This window comes from Vandammella animalimorsus, from assembly GCF_002285265.1.
In the GTDB taxonomy this organism is placed as follows: domain Bacteria; phylum Pseudomonadota; class Gammaproteobacteria; order Burkholderiales; family Burkholderiaceae_C; genus Lampropedia.
On record NZ_NSJB01000002.1, the window covers coordinates 77,797 to 92,197 of the forward strand.

At 67.0% G+C, this 14,401-nt stretch carries 14 protein-coding genes and 1 pseudogene; 12 read left to right on the forward strand and 3 right to left on the reverse strand.

Annotation, left to right across the window (positions count from 1 at the left end):
* Nucleotides 1–140: 140 nt before the first annotated feature.
* Both CK625_RS04790 and CK625_RS13880 read right to left on the reverse strand, forming a co-directional pair.
* The gene (locus CK625_RS04790; RefSeq protein WP_095539169.1) at nucleotides 141–800 is read right to left on the reverse strand and encodes a histone; all 660 of its coding nucleotides are present in this window, start codon (nucleotides 798–800) and stop codon (nucleotides 141–143) included.
* On the reverse strand, nucleotides 754–1,164 hold the full coding sequence (locus CK625_RS13880; protein WP_172425091.1) for a hypothetical protein: 411 nt from the start codon (nucleotides 1,162–1,164) through the stop codon (nucleotides 754–756). Before CK625_RS13880 ends, CK625_RS04790 begins: the two co-directional genes overlap by 47 nt.
* On the opposite strand from CK625_RS13880, the gene serS reads away from it, so the two are divergent.
* The 9 genes from serS to CK625_RS04835 all read left to right on the forward strand — a co-directional run bounded on the left by serS (nucleotide 1,126) and on the right by CK625_RS04835 (nucleotide 9,502).
* Complete coding sequence (gene serS / locus CK625_RS04795; RefSeq protein ID WP_095539170.1) at nucleotides 1,126–2,433, forward strand: serine--tRNA ligase; 1,308 nt, start codon at nucleotides 1,126–1,128, stop codon at nucleotides 2,431–2,433. The genes CK625_RS13880 and serS overlap by 39 nt on opposite strands.
* A 33-nt stretch (nucleotides 2,434–2,466) precedes the next feature.
* Entirely contained in the window at nucleotides 2,467–2,940 is a 474-nt protein-coding gene (rlmH, locus tag CK625_RS04800) for a 23S rRNA (pseudouridine(1915)-N(3))-methyltransferase RlmH (protein ID WP_095539171.1), read from the forward strand.
* Complete coding sequence (locus CK625_RS04805; RefSeq protein ID WP_238945523.1) at nucleotides 2,937–3,647, forward strand: Maf family protein; 711 nt, start codon at nucleotides 2,937–2,939, stop codon at nucleotides 3,645–3,647. The genes rlmH and CK625_RS04805 overlap by 4 nt, the downstream gene beginning before the upstream one ends.
* Nucleotides 3,648–3,672: 25 nt before the next feature.
* Nucleotides 3,673–5,268 carry an Rne/Rng family ribonuclease gene (locus tag CK625_RS04810; protein WP_095539173.1) on the forward strand — a complete coding sequence of 532 codons (1,596 nt, stop codon included), beginning with the start codon at nucleotides 3,673–3,675 and terminating at the stop codon, nucleotides 5,266–5,268.
* 107 nt (nucleotides 5,269–5,375) lie between these two features.
* Nucleotides 5,376–6,182, forward strand: coding sequence for a PPK2 family polyphosphate kinase (locus CK625_RS04815; RefSeq protein ID WP_095539174.1), 807 nt, complete (start codon nucleotides 5,376–5,378; stop codon nucleotides 6,180–6,182).
* A 98-nt stretch (nucleotides 6,183–6,280) separates the two neighbouring features.
* Nucleotides 6,281–7,123: an AAA family ATPase gene (locus CK625_RS04820; RefSeq protein ID WP_095539175.1), complete on the forward strand. Its 843-nt coding sequence runs from the start codon at nucleotides 6,281–6,283 to the stop codon at nucleotides 7,121–7,123.
* A 60-nt stretch (nucleotides 7,124–7,183) separates the two neighbouring features.
* Nucleotides 7,184–7,681, forward strand: coding sequence for a hypothetical protein (locus CK625_RS04825; protein ID WP_143326180.1), 498 nt, complete (start codon nucleotides 7,184–7,186; stop codon nucleotides 7,679–7,681).
* Entirely contained in the window at nucleotides 7,678–8,274 is a 597-nt protein-coding gene (locus CK625_RS04830; protein ID WP_095539177.1) for a GNAT family N-acetyltransferase, read from the forward strand. Before CK625_RS04825 ends, CK625_RS04830 begins: the two co-directional genes overlap by 4 nt.
* A 40-nt stretch (nucleotides 8,275–8,314) precedes the next feature.
* Nucleotides 8,315–9,502, forward strand: coding sequence for a vWA domain-containing protein (locus CK625_RS04835; RefSeq protein WP_095539178.1), 1,188 nt, complete (start codon nucleotides 8,315–8,317; stop codon nucleotides 9,500–9,502).
* Nucleotides 9,503–9,551: 49 nt separating this feature from the next.
* Here the strand turns inward: CK625_RS04835 and CK625_RS04840 are convergent, their stop codons facing one another.
* Nucleotides 9,552–10,091, reverse strand: a complete 540-nt coding sequence (locus tag CK625_RS04840; protein ID WP_095539406.1) for a MarR family winged helix-turn-helix transcriptional regulator — start codon at nucleotides 10,089–10,091, stop codon at nucleotides 9,552–9,554.
* Between the two features lie 112 nt (nucleotides 10,092–10,203).
* Between CK625_RS04840 and mnmA the strand changes: the two genes are divergently transcribed.
* From mnmA to CK625_RS14250, 3 genes and pseudogenes are all read left to right on the forward strand, one after another.
* Nucleotides 10,204–11,361, forward strand: a complete 1,158-nt coding sequence (mnmA, locus tag CK625_RS04845; RefSeq protein WP_095539179.1) for a tRNA 2-thiouridine(34) synthase MnmA — start codon at nucleotides 10,204–10,206, stop codon at nucleotides 11,359–11,361.
* A gap of 23 nt (nucleotides 11,362–11,384) precedes the next feature.
* A pseudogene (locus tag CK625_RS04850) lies at nucleotides 11,385–12,959 on the forward strand (DNA methyltransferase); the annotation flags it as partial.
* A gap of 193 nt (nucleotides 12,960–13,152) precedes the next feature.
* Complete coding sequence (locus CK625_RS14250; protein ID WP_343030382.1) at nucleotides 13,153–14,346, forward strand: type IIL restriction-modification enzyme MmeI; 1,194 nt, start codon at nucleotides 13,153–13,155, stop codon at nucleotides 14,344–14,346.
* Nucleotides 14,347–14,401: the final 55 nt, after the last annotated feature.

Sequence of the window (14,401 nt, forward strand, 5' to 3'; positions counted from 1 at the left end):
GCCGCTGGCCTGTGCCCCTGGCGCGCCCAGGCGCCCTGCCCTGGCACCCTGCCCCAGCACAGGCGTGGCGCGGCCAGACGGCACAAAGCCACCGCAGGCGGTGGCTTTGTCCTGTGTGGCTGAAGCAGGTTCTCAGCTTCTCAAGGCTTGCTGGTGACCGGGAACGGCCAGGCGGCCTTGGGCATCAGCGTGGTCTTGGCAGCGGGTTTGGTGGCCTTGGGGGCGGCCGCATTCTTGGCCGCCGGTTTCTTGGCGCTGGCAGCGGGCTTTTTGGCTGCCGGCTTGGCCGCGGGTTTCACGGCGGCGGTTTTCGCTGCGGGCTTTTTGACGGCCGTGGTTTTCTTGGTGGCAGCGGCTTTGGGGGCGGCCGCCTTGGCGCTGGTTTTCTTGGCTGCGGGTTTGCTGGCCGCGGTCTTCTTCACGGCGGGGGTTTTCTTGGCCGCGGGCTTTTTCGCTGCGGTTTTCTTTGCCGCTGCCGGGGCTTTCTTCACTGCGGCCTTGGTGGCTGCGGGCTTCTTGGCTGCGCTGGCCTTCTTGGCCGCTGGGGTTTTCGCTGCCGTGGTTTTCTTGGCGGCGGCGGTTTTCACTGCGGTGGTTTTTTGGGCCGGGGCTTTCTTGGCAGCGGTTTTGGTGGCCGTGGTCTTGCTGGCGGTCTTTTTGGCGGCTGCGCTCTTGCTGGCAGCAGCGCTGGCGGCTTTTACTGCGGGTTTGGCTGCCGCTTTTTTGGCCGCAGGCTTGCTTGCGGTGGCAGTTTTATTTGCCGCGGTTTTTTTCACCGCAGTTTTTTTCGCTGTTGCCATTGAATTCTCCTGGTGTCAAAGAAAAAGCCGATTGACCGCGACAAACCAAGGCCCGGCAGAGCCTGTCGCATTTGAAAATGGCTGGCATTGTGAGTGCAATAAAAATAAGCGTCCAGAGCGAGGCAAGTGTTTTGTTGTTTTTTTTTGTAATCGCGCCAGCGCCCGCATGTGGCATGCGGCTTTGCCAGCTGCCGCGCAGCTTGCTGCACACGCTCGGCCACTGCGCAGGATTGGCGCTGACCTGCAGAGTCCATCGGTGACAATAGCGCCTTCGCTTTTCCCGGGGGTGCAGCGCCTGCGCCCCACAGCCGTTTGCACAGATTCCATGCTCGATATTCTTTTGCTCCGCAAGGAGCTCGACCACGTCGTCGCCCGACTTGAAACCCGCAAAACGCCGCAGGCGTTTCTGGATGTCAGCGCCTTTGGCGCGCTGGAGGCCGAGCGCAAGCAGCTGCAGGCCCGCACCGAGGAGCTGCAGGCCCAGCGCAACAGCCTGTCCAAGCAGATCGGCCAGCTCAAGGCCAAGGGCGAAAGCGCCGAGGCCGTGATGGCCCAGGTGGCGGCCATCAAGACGGAGCTGGAGACTTGCTCCGAGCGCCTGGAGCACATCCAGGCGCAACTGCATGCGCTGCTGCAGGCCGTGCCCAATCTGCCGCACGAGAGCGTGCCCGTGGGCCAGAGCGAGGCCGACAACGTGGAGGTGCGCCGCTGGGGCACGCCGCGCGCTTTTGACTTCGACGCCAAGGACCACGTGGACGTGGGCGAGCCGCTGGGGCTGGACTTCGCGCTGGGCGCCAAGCTCAGCGGCGCGCGCTTTACCGTGATGCGCGGCCAGATCGCCCGCCTGCACCGCGCCCTGGCCGCCTTCATGCTGGACATGCAGACGCAGCAGCACGGCTACCAGGAGGCCTACGTGCCCTACATCGTCAACGCCGATTCGCTGCTGGGCACGGGCCAGCTGCCCAAGTTCGCCGGCGACCTGTTCGCGGCGCAAAAGGGCGGCCAGGAGGCCGAGCCCGAGCCGGACGAGACGGCCCTGTACCTGATCCCCACCAGCGAGGTGCCGCTGACCAACATCGTGCGCGACACCATCCTGGCCGAGGCCGAGCTGCCCCTGCGCCTGACCGCGCACACGCCCTGCTTTCGCTCCGAGGCCGGCAGCTACGGGCGCGACACGCGCGGGCTGATCCGCCAGCACCAATTCGACAAGGTGGAGATGGTGCAAATCACCCACCCGGAGAAAAGCTACGAGGCGCTCGAGGAGATGGTCGGCCATGCCGAGGCCGTGCTGCAGGCGCTGGATCTGCCCTACCGCGTGGTGCTGCTGTGCAGCGGCGACATGGGCTTTGGCGCGGCCAAGACCTACGACCTGGAAGTCTGGCTGCCGGCGCAGAACACCTACCGCGAGATCAGCTCAGTGAGCAATTGCGAAGCCTTTCAGGCGCGGCGCATGCAGGCGCGCTTCAAGAACGCGGCCGGCAAGAACGAGCTGGTGCACACCCTCAACGGCAGCGGCCTGGCCGTGGGCCGCACGCTGGTGGCCATCCTGGAAAACCACCAGAACGCCGATGGCAGCGTCACCATCCCCGCCGCGCTGCGCCCCTACATGGGCGGCGCCGAGCGCATCGGCTGACGGAAAGCCAGCGCGCCCTGCCCCCACCGCCCCATGCGCAAGCTCATCATCACCGCCGTTGGCCAGAAGATGCCCGCCTGGGCGCAGCAAGGCTACGAGGACTATGCCAAACGCTTTCCGGCCGACATGCGGCTGGAGCTGCGGGCCGTCAAGACCGAGCCGCGCAGCGGCGGCAAAAGCGCCGAGCAGCTGATGGCCGCCGAGGCCCAGCGCCTGCAGGCGCAATGGCCGGCGCAGGCGCACATCGTCGTGCTCGACGAGCGCGGCCAGGGCGGCGGCACGCGCCAGCTGGCCCAGCGCCTGGCCGCCTGGCGCGATCTGGGCCGCGACATCGTCTTCGTCATCGGCGGCCCCGATGGCCTGGCGCCCGAGCTGCGCCAGGCCGCCCACGAGCGCCTGCGCCTGTCGGAGCTGACGCTGCCGCACGCCATGGTGCGCGTGCTGCTGGCCGAGCAGCTCTACCGCGCCTGGTCGCTGCTGAACAACCACCCCTACCACCGCGAATGAGCATGACAGAGCACGGCAACGCCCACGGCAATGGCCAGGCCGCGCCCACCGCTGGCCCGCGCGCCATCTACCTGGCCTCGCAAAGCCCGCGCCGCAGCCAGCTGCTGCAGCAAATCGGCATCGCCCACACGCTGCTGCTGCCCGATGCGCAAGATACCGATCCGGGCGACACCGCCCAGGCGCTGGAAGCGCTGGAGGCCCCGCTGCCGGGCGAGCAGCCGCTGGAGTACGTGCAGCGCGTCACGCGGCTCAAGCTGCATGCGGCCATGCGCCGCGCCGCCCGCCGCCGGCTGCCGCCCGCGCCCATTCTGTGCGCCGACACCACCGTGGCCCTGGGCCAGCAAATCCTGGGCAAGCCCGCCGATCGCGCCCAGGCCCAGGCCATGCTGGAGCTGTTGTGCGACAGCCACCCGCACGAGGTGCTCACGGCCGTGGCCGTATCCCTGCCCGGCACGCGCACGCGGGGCGACTACGGCCAGGTGCAGCAGGCCGTGTCCATCTCCAAGGTGCGCTTCAACTGCCTGCGGCCCGAGTGGTTGCAGCAGTACCTGGATTCGGGCCAGTGGCAGGGCAAGGCCGGCGCCTACGGCATCCAGGGGCTGGCGGCCACGCTGATCGACCGCATCGAGGGCAGTTATTCGGGCATCATGGGCCTGCCGCTGTTCGAAACCCACTTGCTGTTGCAGCCCTGGCTGCGCCAGTCCTGAGCGCCCTGAGCCCAGGCCCCTTGCCATGAACCAGCCCAGCCCCCCGCCACTGCCCGACCCACACACGCCGCCCGCGCCCGCATCGCCCGCACAGCCCACGCCGCTGCCGGTGCAGGCCAGCGCCGAGGCCGCGCAGGACATCCTCATCAACTGGGCCCCGCAGGAGACGCGCGTGGCCGTCATCGAGCACGGCGCGGTGCAGGAGCTGCTGCTGGAGCGCACGCTCGAGCGCGGCCTGGTGGGCAACATCTACCTGGGCAAGGTCACGCGAGTGCTGCCGGGCATGCAATCGGCCTTTGTGGACATCGGCCTGGAGCGCGCGGCCTTTTTGCACGTGGCCGACGTCTGGCAGCGCCACAGCAGCGGCGAGGCCCCGGCCACGGTGCGCCGCCAGGAGGCGCCGCTTCCCATCGAGCGCCAGGTGTTCGAGGGCCAGTCGCTGGTGGTGCAGGTCATCAAGGACCCGATCGGCAAGAAGGGCGCGCGCCTGTCCACGCAGCTGAGCGTTGCCGGGCGCTCACTGGTGTTTTTGCCGCAGGACGACCACATCGGCGTATCGCAAAAAATCGCCCTGCCCGAGCGCGATGCGCTGCGCCAGCGCCTGCAGGCCCTGGTGCAGGCGCACACGCCGCCGGGGCGCAACACCGGCGGCTTCATCCTGCGCACCAACGGCGAGGACGCCAGCGACGCCGAGCTGATCGAGGACATCCGCTACCTGCGCACCACCTGGCAAAAAATCCGCGAGGCCGCGCTGTCACGGCCCGTCACCAGCCTGCTCTACCAAGAGCTGGACCTGCTGCGGCGCGTGCTGCGCGATCTGGTGGGCGAGCACACGCGCAGCGTCGCCATCGACTCGCGCGAGCAGTTTGCCGCGCTGCGCGCCTTTGCGCGCGACTTCATGCCCAGCGCCCTGGGGCGCCTGACGCTGTACCGCGGCGAGCGCCCGATTTTCGACCTCTACCAGATCGACGAGGAGATCGACCGCGCCCTGGGCCAGCGCGTGGCGCTCAAGTCCGGCGGCTACCTGGTGATCGACCAGACCGAGGCGCTGACCACCATCGACGTCAATACCGGCGGCTTCATCGGCACGCGCAGCTTCGACGAAACCATCTTCAAGACCAACCTGGAAGCGGCCCAGGCCATTGCGCGCCAGCTGCGGCTGCGCAACCTGGGCGGCATCATCGTCGTGGACTTCATCGACATGGTGCAGGACAAGCACCAAAGCGCCGTGCTGCAGGAGTTCCGCCGCCAGCTGGCGCGCGACCGCGTGCGCACCACGGTGTGCGAGTTCTCGCCGCTGGGCCTGGTGGAGATGACGCGCAAGCGCACGCGCGAATCGCTGGCGCACCTGCTCAGCCAGCCCTGCGCCTGCTGCGGCGGCACGGGCCGCACCAAGACGCCGCGCAGCGTCTGCTACGACATCCTGCGCGAAATCCTGCGCGAGGCGCGCCAGTTCAACCCGCGCGAGATCAAGGTGCTGGCCGCGCCCGAGGTCATCGAGCTGTTCCTCGACGAGGAAAGCGCGCACCTGGCCAGCCTGTCGGACTTCATCGACAAGCCCATCGCGCTGGTGGCCGAAAGCGGCCTGGCGCCCGATCGCTACGACATCGTGTTGGTATAAGCGCCTGCTTCAGGCCTGGAACATGCAACCTGCAGCAGGCTGCGCCTGAACGCTTTCACCATCCGGGCGACTGCTCGCCCGCCACGGCCTTACCGAATCAGCCTGCCATGAACGCATTTGACGCATACCGCATCCGCCCCGGCCACAGCCTGGCCGACATCGACCCCGATCAAACCCCTTATCCATTGGGCGGCAAGCAGGCCGAGCTGCAGCGCCTGGACGAGCTGGCGCTGCAGCTGGACGAACTGCAAAACCTGCTCTACGCCAACGGCCAGCGCAAGCTGCTGCTGATCCTGCAGGGCATGGACACCAGCGGCAAGGACGGCACCATCCGCTGGGTGTTCTCGCGCACCTCGCCGCTGGGCGTGCACGTGCACGCCTTCAAGGCCCCCAGCGCCCAGGAGCGCGCACGCGACTTCCTCTGGCGCTGCCACGCCGTCGTGCCCAGCGCCGGCGAGCTGACGGTCTGGAACCGCAGCCACTACGAGGACGTGCTGGTGCCCGTGGTGCGCGGCCAGATCGACGAGCGCGAGACGCAGCGCCGCTACGCGCACATCAACCATTTCGAGCAGCTGCTCAGCGAAACCGGCACGCGCGTGCTCAAGTGCCTGCTGCACATCAGCAAGGACGAGCAGCGCCGGCGCCTGCAAAAACGCCTGGACGACCCGGCCAAGCAGTGGAAGTTCGCCCGCGAGGACTTGCAGGCGCGCGCGCAGTGGGACGACTACCAGTGCGCCTACGACGCGCTGCTGCAGGCCACCTCCACCGCCCACGCGCCCTGGTGGGTCATCCCCGCCGACAATAAGCGCCAGCGCAACCTGCTGGTGGCCGACCTGCTGTGCCACGCGCTGCGCGACATGCAGCTGCGCCTGCCCGAGCCCGAACCCAGCCTGGCGCGCATCCGCCTGGAATAACATCGCCGGGCGCGGCGCGGCGCGGCGCGGCGCGGCTGCAGGCTGCGCGCCCCGAGAACCTGCCCTCCCTTCCCACCCATCTTCACCGAGCACCGCACATGAGATTTCAAGGATCCGAAAACTACGTCGCCACGCAGGATTTGATGCTGGCCGTCAATGCCGCCATTGCCCTGCAGCGCCCGCTGCTGGTCAAGGGCGAGCCCGGCACCGGCAAGACCATGCTGGCCGAGGAAGTGGCCCAGGCCCTGGGGCTGAACCTGCTGCAATGGCACATCAAGTCCACCACCAAGGCGCAGCAGGGCCTGTACGAGTACGACGCCGTCAGCCGTCTGCGCGATTCGCAGCTGGGCGACGACCGCGTCAAGGACATCCACAACTACATCGTCAAGGGCGTGCTCTGGCAGGCCTTCACGGCCGAGCAGCCCACGGCCCTGCTGATCGACGAGATCGACAAGGCCGACATCGAATTCCCCAACGACCTGCTGCGCGAGCTCGACCGCATGGAGTTCCACGTCTATGAAACGCGCGAGCTCATCCGCGCGCGCCAGCGGCCCATCGTGTTCATCACCTCCAACAACGAGAAGGAGCTGCCCGATGCCTTCCTGCGCCGCTGCTTCTTTCACTACATCAAGTTCCCCGACGCACAGACCATGCAGGAGATCGTCAAGGTGCACTTCCCCCAGCTCAAGGGCGAACTGCTCACCGCGGCGCTCAAGAGCTTCTACGAAATCCGCAGCGTGCCCGGGCTGAAGAAAAAGCCCTCGACCAGCGAGCTGATCGACTGGCTCAAGCTGCTGCTGGCCGAGGACATCCCGGCCGAGGCCCTGCGCAGCCAGGACGACAAAATCGCCCTGCCGCCGCTGCTGGGCGCGCTGCTCAAGAACGAGCAGGACGTGACCCTGTTCGAGAAGCTGGTGTTCATGAACCAGCGCAACCGCTGAGCCTGCGCCCATCGGCCCAGCCCCCCAGCCCCCCCAGCCGCAACCGACCGCAGGCCCGCCATGCACCCAGCACCTTGCCCCCCGCCCCACCGCCGCGCCACGCTGCGGCGCCTGGCCGCTGCCGCGAGCATGGCGGCGGCGCTGGCCTGGCTGAGCGCCTGTGGCGACGGCTACAGCGTCGAAGGCGGCCTGGTCTGGCGGCCGCGGCCCAGCGACGACGACGCGCGCGTGATCGTGACCGTCACCAAAAGCCAGCTCGACACCTGGCGCCAGCAACAGCCGCTGCACAGCCAGCAGCAGCCGCTGGCGCGCCTGAGCCCGCAGGCCCAGCAGGCGCTGGCGCGGCTGCGCCTGAGCGCGCCGCGCCAGTGCGAGGCCGGCGCCACCGTGTATGAGCTGCGCCTGGCCGACGCCAGCGGCGCGCAGCGCTACCGCTCGGCCAACTGGGCCTGCGGGCCCGATGCCCAGCAGGGCCTGAGCGGCTACATCGCCACCGAGGACTTGCAGCGCCTGGGCGAGCTGCTGGCAGCCACGCCCCAAACCCAAGACCACCCATGACCTGGATCAGCCCCACCACCTTGCACGCCGACGGCCTGCGCCTGGAGCCGCTGCAACTGCACCATGAAGACGGCCTGCGCGCCGCCGCCTGCGACGGGCGGCTGTGGGAGCTGCGCGTGAGCAGCGTGCCCGAGCCGGAAAACGTGCGCGCCTACATCGAAACCGCCTTGCAGATGCAGCAAAACGGCCAGCGCCTGCCCTTTGCCGTGATCGACGCGGCCAGCGGCGACGTGCTGGGCAGCACCAGCTACCACGACATCCTGCCGGCCGTGCAGCGGCTGGAGATTGGCTACACCTGGTACGCCAAGCGCGCGCAGCGCACGCACGTCAACACCACCTGCAAGCTGCTGCTGCTCACCCATGCGTTCGAGACGCTGGGCGCGCGCGTGGTGGGCTGGCGCACGGACAACTTCAACCACGCCAGCCAGCGCGCCATCGAGCGCCTGGGCGCAAAAAAAGACGGCGTGATCCGCGGCCACGCGCTGCGCCGCGACGGCACCATCCGCGACACCGTGATGTACAGCCTCACCCAGGGCGAATGGCCCGAGACCCGCGCCCACCTGCAATACCTGCTGGCCCAGGGCCAGCGCTGAGCCCCTGCCCCACTACCGCCTACCGCCCGGCCACCGCACCATGCTGATCGACTTCTTCTACACCCTGCGCGCGGGCAAGCTGCCCGTTTCGGTCAAGGAATTTCTCGCCCTGCTCGAAGCGCTCGAGCGCGGCGTGATCGGCCCCAAGGCCGAGCAGCCCACCAGCATGGAGGACTTCTACCACCTGGCGCGCACCATCCTCGTCAAGGACGAAAAGCACTACGACAAGTTCGACCGCGCCTTTGCCGCCTACTTCAAGGGCGTGGAGATGCTCACCGACTACCGCCGCGAGATCCCCGAGGACTGGCTGCGGCAACTGCTCGAGCGCGAGCTCAGCCCCGAGCAAAAGGCCGCCATCGAGGCCATGGAGTGGGACGAGCTGATGCAAACGCTGAAAAAGCGCCTGGAGGAGCAAAAGGGGCGGCACGAGGGCGGCAACAAGTGGATCGGCACCGGCGGCACCAGCCCCTTCGGCCACGGCGGCTACAACCCGCGCGGCATCCGCATCGGCGGCAAGGGCGGCGGCAAGAGCGCCGTCAAGGTCTGGGACGCGCGCATGTACCGCGACTACGACGACAGCCAGGAGCTGGGCACGCGCAACATCAAGGTCGCGCTCAAGCGCCTGCGCAAGTTCGCGCGCACCAGCGCCGAGCTGGAGCTTGACCTGCCCGGCACCATCAGCGCCACCGCCGCCAACGCCGGCTGGCTGGACATCAAGATGGTGCCCGAGCGGCACAACAGCGTGAAGGTGCTGCTGCTGATGGACGTGGGCGGCACCATGGACGAGCACATCCAGCGCGTCGAGGAGCTGTTCTCAGCGGCCAAGAGCGAGTTCAAGCACCTGGAGTTTTATTACTTCCACAACTGCGTCTACGACTTCGTGTGGAAGAACAACCGCCGCCGCTTCACCGAGAAGTTCGACACCTGGGACATCATCCGCAAGTACAACAAGGACTACAAGCTCATCTTCGTGGGCGACGCCACCATGAGCCCCTACGAAATCCTGCAACCGGGCGGCAGCGTCGAATACCACAACGCCGAGGCCGGCGCCGAGTGGCTGCAGCGCCTGACGGGTGCCTTCCCCCAGCACGCCTGGATCAACCCCGAGCCGCAAGGCGTCTGGGGCTACCGCCAAAGCATCGACCTGATCGGCCAGCTCATGGGCGGTCGCATGTACCCGCTGACCCTCAAAGGCCTGGAAGACGCCATGCGCATGCTGTCCAAATAGCGCAAACGCGGCCAGGCCAGAGCGCCTGCCTCTGCGGCCTGGCAGGCACTCAGCCCTCGCTGGCGTAGCTCTCCAGGCCGATGCGCACCACCACCGCCACCTGCTCGCCCACGGCCTGCTTGAACTCCGCCTCGGCCTGCGCCACCGAGCGCTTGAAGGCCGCCAGCCACAGCAGCCCATCGGCCGTGAACACCACGCGCACCGCGCGCCCATCGGCAGGGTCGCGCTCGCGCCGCACCAGGCCCCAGGCCTCGCACTGGTCGATCAAGTCGGCCATGGCCTGCTTGCTCATGCCCGCGCGCTGCGCCAGCGTGGTGATGCGGTCGCCGCGCAGCGACAAATGCCGCGTGACGTGGATGTGCGCCGCGCTGACCTTGTTGCGCGCCGCCAGGTTCGACAGCACCAGCGGCACCTCCACATCGTGCGCCATCAGGTACAGCACGCGCTCATCGAAGCGCCGCATCGCATGGCCCAGCAGGCGGCCCAGATGCGTCTGGCGCCAGGCGTCCTCGGGCGGCGTCACGCCGCTGACGGTGATGGCCTCCTCCTGGGCCTGGGGGTGAGCGGACGGGGCGATTCGATCAAGCATGCGCCGATGATACGAAGCTTTGCCGCGCCGCCAGCCCGCCCCGGCGCAGGGCTGTGAAGGCCAGCAAAGGCCAGCGCAGGCCAGCACGCCGCCGCCCTTGCCGCGCCGCATAATGCGCGCCATGACAGACAAACAGCGCATCGTAGTGGGCCTCTCCGGCGGCGTGGATTCGGCCGTCACCGCCTGGCTGCTCAAGCAGCAGGGCCACGAAGTGGTCGGCATCTTCATGAAGAACTGGGAAGATGACGACGACAGCGAATACTGCTCCAGCCGGCAGGACTTTCTGGACGCTGCCGCCGTGGCCGACGTCATCGGCATCGAGATCGAGCACGTCAACTTCGCCGCCGATTACAAAGACCGCGTGTTTGCCGAGTTTTTGCGCGAATACCAGGCCGGCCGCACGCCCAACCCCGACGTGCTGTGCAACGCCGAGATCAAGTTCAAGGCCTTTCTCGACCACGCCATGCGCCTGGGCGCGGAAAAAATCGCCACCGGCCACTACGCGCGCGTGCGCCTGAACGCCGCCACGCAGCGCCACGAGCTGCTCAAGGGGCTGGACCCGGCCAAGGACCAAAGCTACTTCCTGCACCGCCTCACCCAGGCGCAGCTGAGCAAAGCCCTGTTCCCCGTGGGCGAGCTGCACAAGACCGAGGTGCGCCGCATCGCCGCCGAGATCGGCCTGCCCAACGCCAAGAAAAAGGATTCGACCGGCATCTGCTTCATCGGCGAGCGGCCGTTTCGTGAGTTCTTGAACCGCTACCTGGCCAACCAGCCCGGCCCCATCAAGGACGAGCGCGGCCGCAAGATCGGCCAGCACGTGGGCCTGAGCTTCTACACCCTGGGCCAGCGCCAGGGGCTGGGCATTGGCGGCATCAAGGAAAAAGGCGCGCAGCGCGGTGGCGGCACGCACGCCCCCTGGTTCGTGGCGCGCAAGGACATGGTCAGCAACACCTTGTACGCCGTGCAGGGCCACGAGCACCCCTGGCTGCTCTCGCACGGGCTGAGCTTCGACGACGCCAGCTGGATCGCCGGCCAAGCCCCGCCCGCCGGCCCCTGCGCCGCCAAAACCCGCTACCGCCAGCAAGACGCCACCTGCGAGCTGCACGCCGGCGATGCCCCCGGCCGCTGGCGCCTGCGCTTTGCCCAGCCGCAATGGGCCGTCACCCCCGGCCAAAGCGCCGTGCTGTACGACGGCGAAGTCTGCCTGGGCGGCGGCATCATTACCCAGGCCGAGGCCACAGCGACAGTGGCTTGCAAACACTCTGATTGACCCCCGCACCCCGCTGCCTTGCCATGCGCCCCCTGTCCTGGAACGAAATCAAATCCCGCGCGCTGGCCTTCAGCCGCCGCTGGGCCGACGCCGCCAACGAAGACTCCGAAGCCAAGCCCTTTTGGCTCGACTTTTTCGAATGCTTTGGCATCACCAACAAGCGCGTCGCCACCTTTGAGCTCAACGTCAAAAAACACGGCGGCACCATCGGCTTCGTCGATCTGTTCTGGCCCGGCATGCTGCTGGTGGAGCAGAAATCGCGCGGCAAAGACCTGGACCAGGCCTTCGCCCAGGCCACCGACTACCTGGCCGGCATTGCCGAGCGCGACCTGCCCCAGATCATCATCGTCAGCGACTTTGCGCGCTTTCGCGTGTACGAGCTGGCCAGCGGCCAGAGCGGCCAGTACACCGAGTTCGCCCTGTCCGAGCTGCACGAGTATGTGCGCCTGTTTGGCTTCATCGCGGGCTACAAGGCCCAGCGCATCGAGCCGCAAAACCCCGTCAACATCAAGGCGGCCGAGCGCATGGGCCGCCTGCACGACGCACTCAAAAGCGCCGGCTACGGCGGCCACGCGCTGGAGGTGCTGCTCGTGCGCCTGCTGTTTTGCCTGTTTGCCGACGACACCGCCATCTTCCAGCCCGCGCAGGCCTTTCGCTGCTTCGTGGAAGAGCGCACCGCCGTGGATGGCAGCGACCTGGGAGCGCGGCTGGCGCAACTGTTCCAAGTGCTCAACACCCCGGAGCCCCGGCGCAGCAAGAACCTGGACGAGCAACTGGCCGCCTTCCCCTACATCAACGGCCGCCTGTTCGAAGAAAGCCTGCCCATTGCCGACTTCGACCGCCCCACCCGCAACGCCTTGCTCGACGCCTGCGCGCTGGACTGGTCCGCCATCAGCCCGGCCATTTTCGGCAGCCTGTTTCAGTCCATCATGGACGAAAAGGCCCGCCGCCACCTGGGCGCGCACTACACCTCGGAAGAAAACATCCTCAAGCTCATCGGCCCACTGTTTCTCGATGAGCTGCGCGCCGAATTCGCCAAGGTCAAGCGCCAGCGCAACAAGCTGCTGGACTTTCATAAAAAGCTGCGCACCCTGCGCTTTTTCGACCCCGCCTGCGGCTGCGGCAACTTCCTGGTCATCAGCTACCGCGAGCTGCGCCTGCTGGAGCTTCAAGTCCTGCGCGCCGCCGCCGCCCTGGCCGGCCACGCCGGCCAGCAAAGCCTGGACGTGCACCAGCTCATCGGCGTGAACGTCGATCAGTTCTACGGCATCGAGATCGAGGAGTTTCCCGCCCAGATCGCCCAAGTGGCCCTGTGGCTGATGGACCACCAGATGAACCTGCGCGCCAGCGAGGAGTTTGGCCTGTACTTCGCCCGCATCCCGCTGGTCACCGGCCCGCACATCGTGCACGGCAACGCCCTCACGCTGGATTGGAATGAAGTGCTGCCCGCCAGCCAATGCAGCTATGTGCTGGGCAATCCGCCCTTCGTTGGCGCCAAGTTCATGAGCGACGCCCAGCGCGCCGACACCCGCGCCGTGTTCGCCGGCATCGACAACGCAGGCCTGCTCGACCTTGTGGCCGCCTGGTACGTCAAGGCCACGAAATACATGCAAGGCGCATTAGACATAACCACAGCAATCAGCAATCAGCAATCAGCAATCAGCAATCAGCAATCAGCAATCAGCAATCAGCAATCAGCAATCAGCAATCAGCAATCAGCAATCAGCAATCAGCAATCAGCAATCAGCAATCAGCAATCAAGCCCGCTGCGCCTTCGTTTCCACCAACAGCATCACCCAGGGCGAACAAGTGGGCGCCCTGTGGAGCTGGCTGCTGGCGCAAGGCGTGCACATCCACTTTGCGCACCGCACCTTTGCCTGGAGCAACGAAGCGCGCGGCAAGGCCGCCGTGCACTGCGTCATCATCGGCTTCGGCCTGCACGACCTGCCGGGCAAAGTCATCTACGAATACGCTGACATCAAGGGCGAACCCACCGCCGTGCCTGCCAGCAACATCAATCCCTACCTGGTGGACGCGCCCAACGTGGTGCTGCCCCGGCGCAGCAAGCCGATGGGGGATGTACCGCAAATCGGCATTGGCAACAAACCCATCGACGATGGCAACTACCTTTTCAGCACCGAAGAGCGCGATGCCTTCATCGCCCTGGAGCCAGCCAGTGCGAAATGGTTTCACCGCTGGCTGGGCGCGGACGAGTTTTTGAACGGCTACGAACGCTGGTGCCTGTGGCTGGGCGACACCCCGCCCGCTGCACTGCGCGCCATGCCCGAAGCCATGAAGCGCGTGCAAGCCGTCAAGAAGTTCAGAAGCGCCAGCAAAAGCCCGCCCACGCAAAAGCTGGCGGCTACGCCCACTCGGTTTCATGTGGAGAACATGCCCACCACGCCATATTTGGTACTGCCCGAAGTTTCTTCAGAGCGACGGCAGTTCGTGCCCTTCGGCTTTGAGCAGCCCAGCACCTTTTGCAGCAATCTGGTCAAGATGGCCGCTGACGCCACGCTTTTCCACTTCGGCATCCTCTCCAGCACCATGCACAACGCTTGGGTGCGCGCGGTCTGCGGCCGCTTAAAAAGCGACTTTCGCTACTCCGCCGCCATCGTCTACAACAACTTCCCATGGCCCTTCACACCTGCCGCTGAACCGCCCGATGCTCAAGTGCAAAAAGCGCAAGCCGCCATCGAAGCCGCCGCGCAAGCCGTGCTCGATGCCCGCGCCGCCCACCCTGGCAGCAGCCTGGCCGACCTGTACGACCCCTTGACCATGCCCGCCAACTTGCGCAAGGCCCATCAAAAGCTGGACGCCGCCGTGGACAAGGCCTACCAACTGGCCGGTGGCCGTAAAACCTATGCAAGCGATGCCGAGCGCGTGGCCTTTTTGTTCACGCTGTACCAGAGGCACACCAGCCTGCTGGCCAGCGCCCCGGCCGCCAAAACACCGCGCCGCCCACGCAAGGCGGCTGCGGCATAAGCGCCTGTGCAAAATGCCTGCGCACAGGTTGCTGCGCGGCAGTTTGCGACATTCG

Bases quoted from the DNA above. Each gene is read 5' to 3' on its own strand.
- CK625_RS04810 (WP_095539173.1), top strand. From the start codon at position 3,673: ATGAACCAGCCCAGCCCCCCGCCACTGCCCGACCCACACACGCCGCCC.
- mnmA (WP_095539179.1), top strand. From the start codon at position 10,204: ATGCGCGCCATGACAGACAAACAGCGCATCGTAGTGGGCCTCTCCGGC.
- CK625_RS04825 (WP_143326180.1), top strand. From the start codon at position 7,184: ATGCACCCAGCACCTTGCCCCCCGCCCCACCGCCGCGCCACGCTGCGG.
- CK625_RS04815 (WP_095539174.1), top strand. From the start codon at position 5,376: ATGAACGCATTTGACGCATACCGCATCCGCCCCGGCCACAGCCTGGCC.
- CK625_RS04830 (WP_095539177.1), top strand. From the start codon at position 7,678: ATGACCTGGATCAGCCCCACCACCTTGCACGCCGACGGCCTGCGCCTG.
- rlmH (WP_095539171.1), top strand. From the start codon at position 2,467: ATGCGCAAGCTCATCATCACCGCCGTTGGCCAGAAGATGCCCGCCTGG.
- serS (WP_095539170.1), top strand. From the start codon at position 1,126: ATGCTCGATATTCTTTTGCTCCGCAAGGAGCTCGACCACGTCGTCGCC.
- CK625_RS04790 (WP_095539169.1), bottom strand. From the start codon at position 800: ATGGCAACAGCGAAAAAAACTGCGGTGAAAAAAACCGCGGCAAATAAA.
- CK625_RS04820 (WP_095539175.1), top strand. From the start codon at position 6,281: ATGAGATTTCAAGGATCCGAAAACTACGTCGCCACGCAGGATTTGATG.
- CK625_RS04835 (WP_095539178.1), top strand. From the start codon at position 8,315: ATGCTGATCGACTTCTTCTACACCCTGCGCGCGGGCAAGCTGCCCGTT.
- CK625_RS04840 (WP_095539406.1), bottom strand. From the start codon at position 10,091: ATGCTTGATCGAATCGCCCCGTCCGCTCACCCCCAGGCCCAGGAGGAG.
- CK625_RS04805 (WP_238945523.1), top strand. From the start codon at position 2,937: ATGAGCATGACAGAGCACGGCAACGCCCACGGCAATGGCCAGGCCGCG.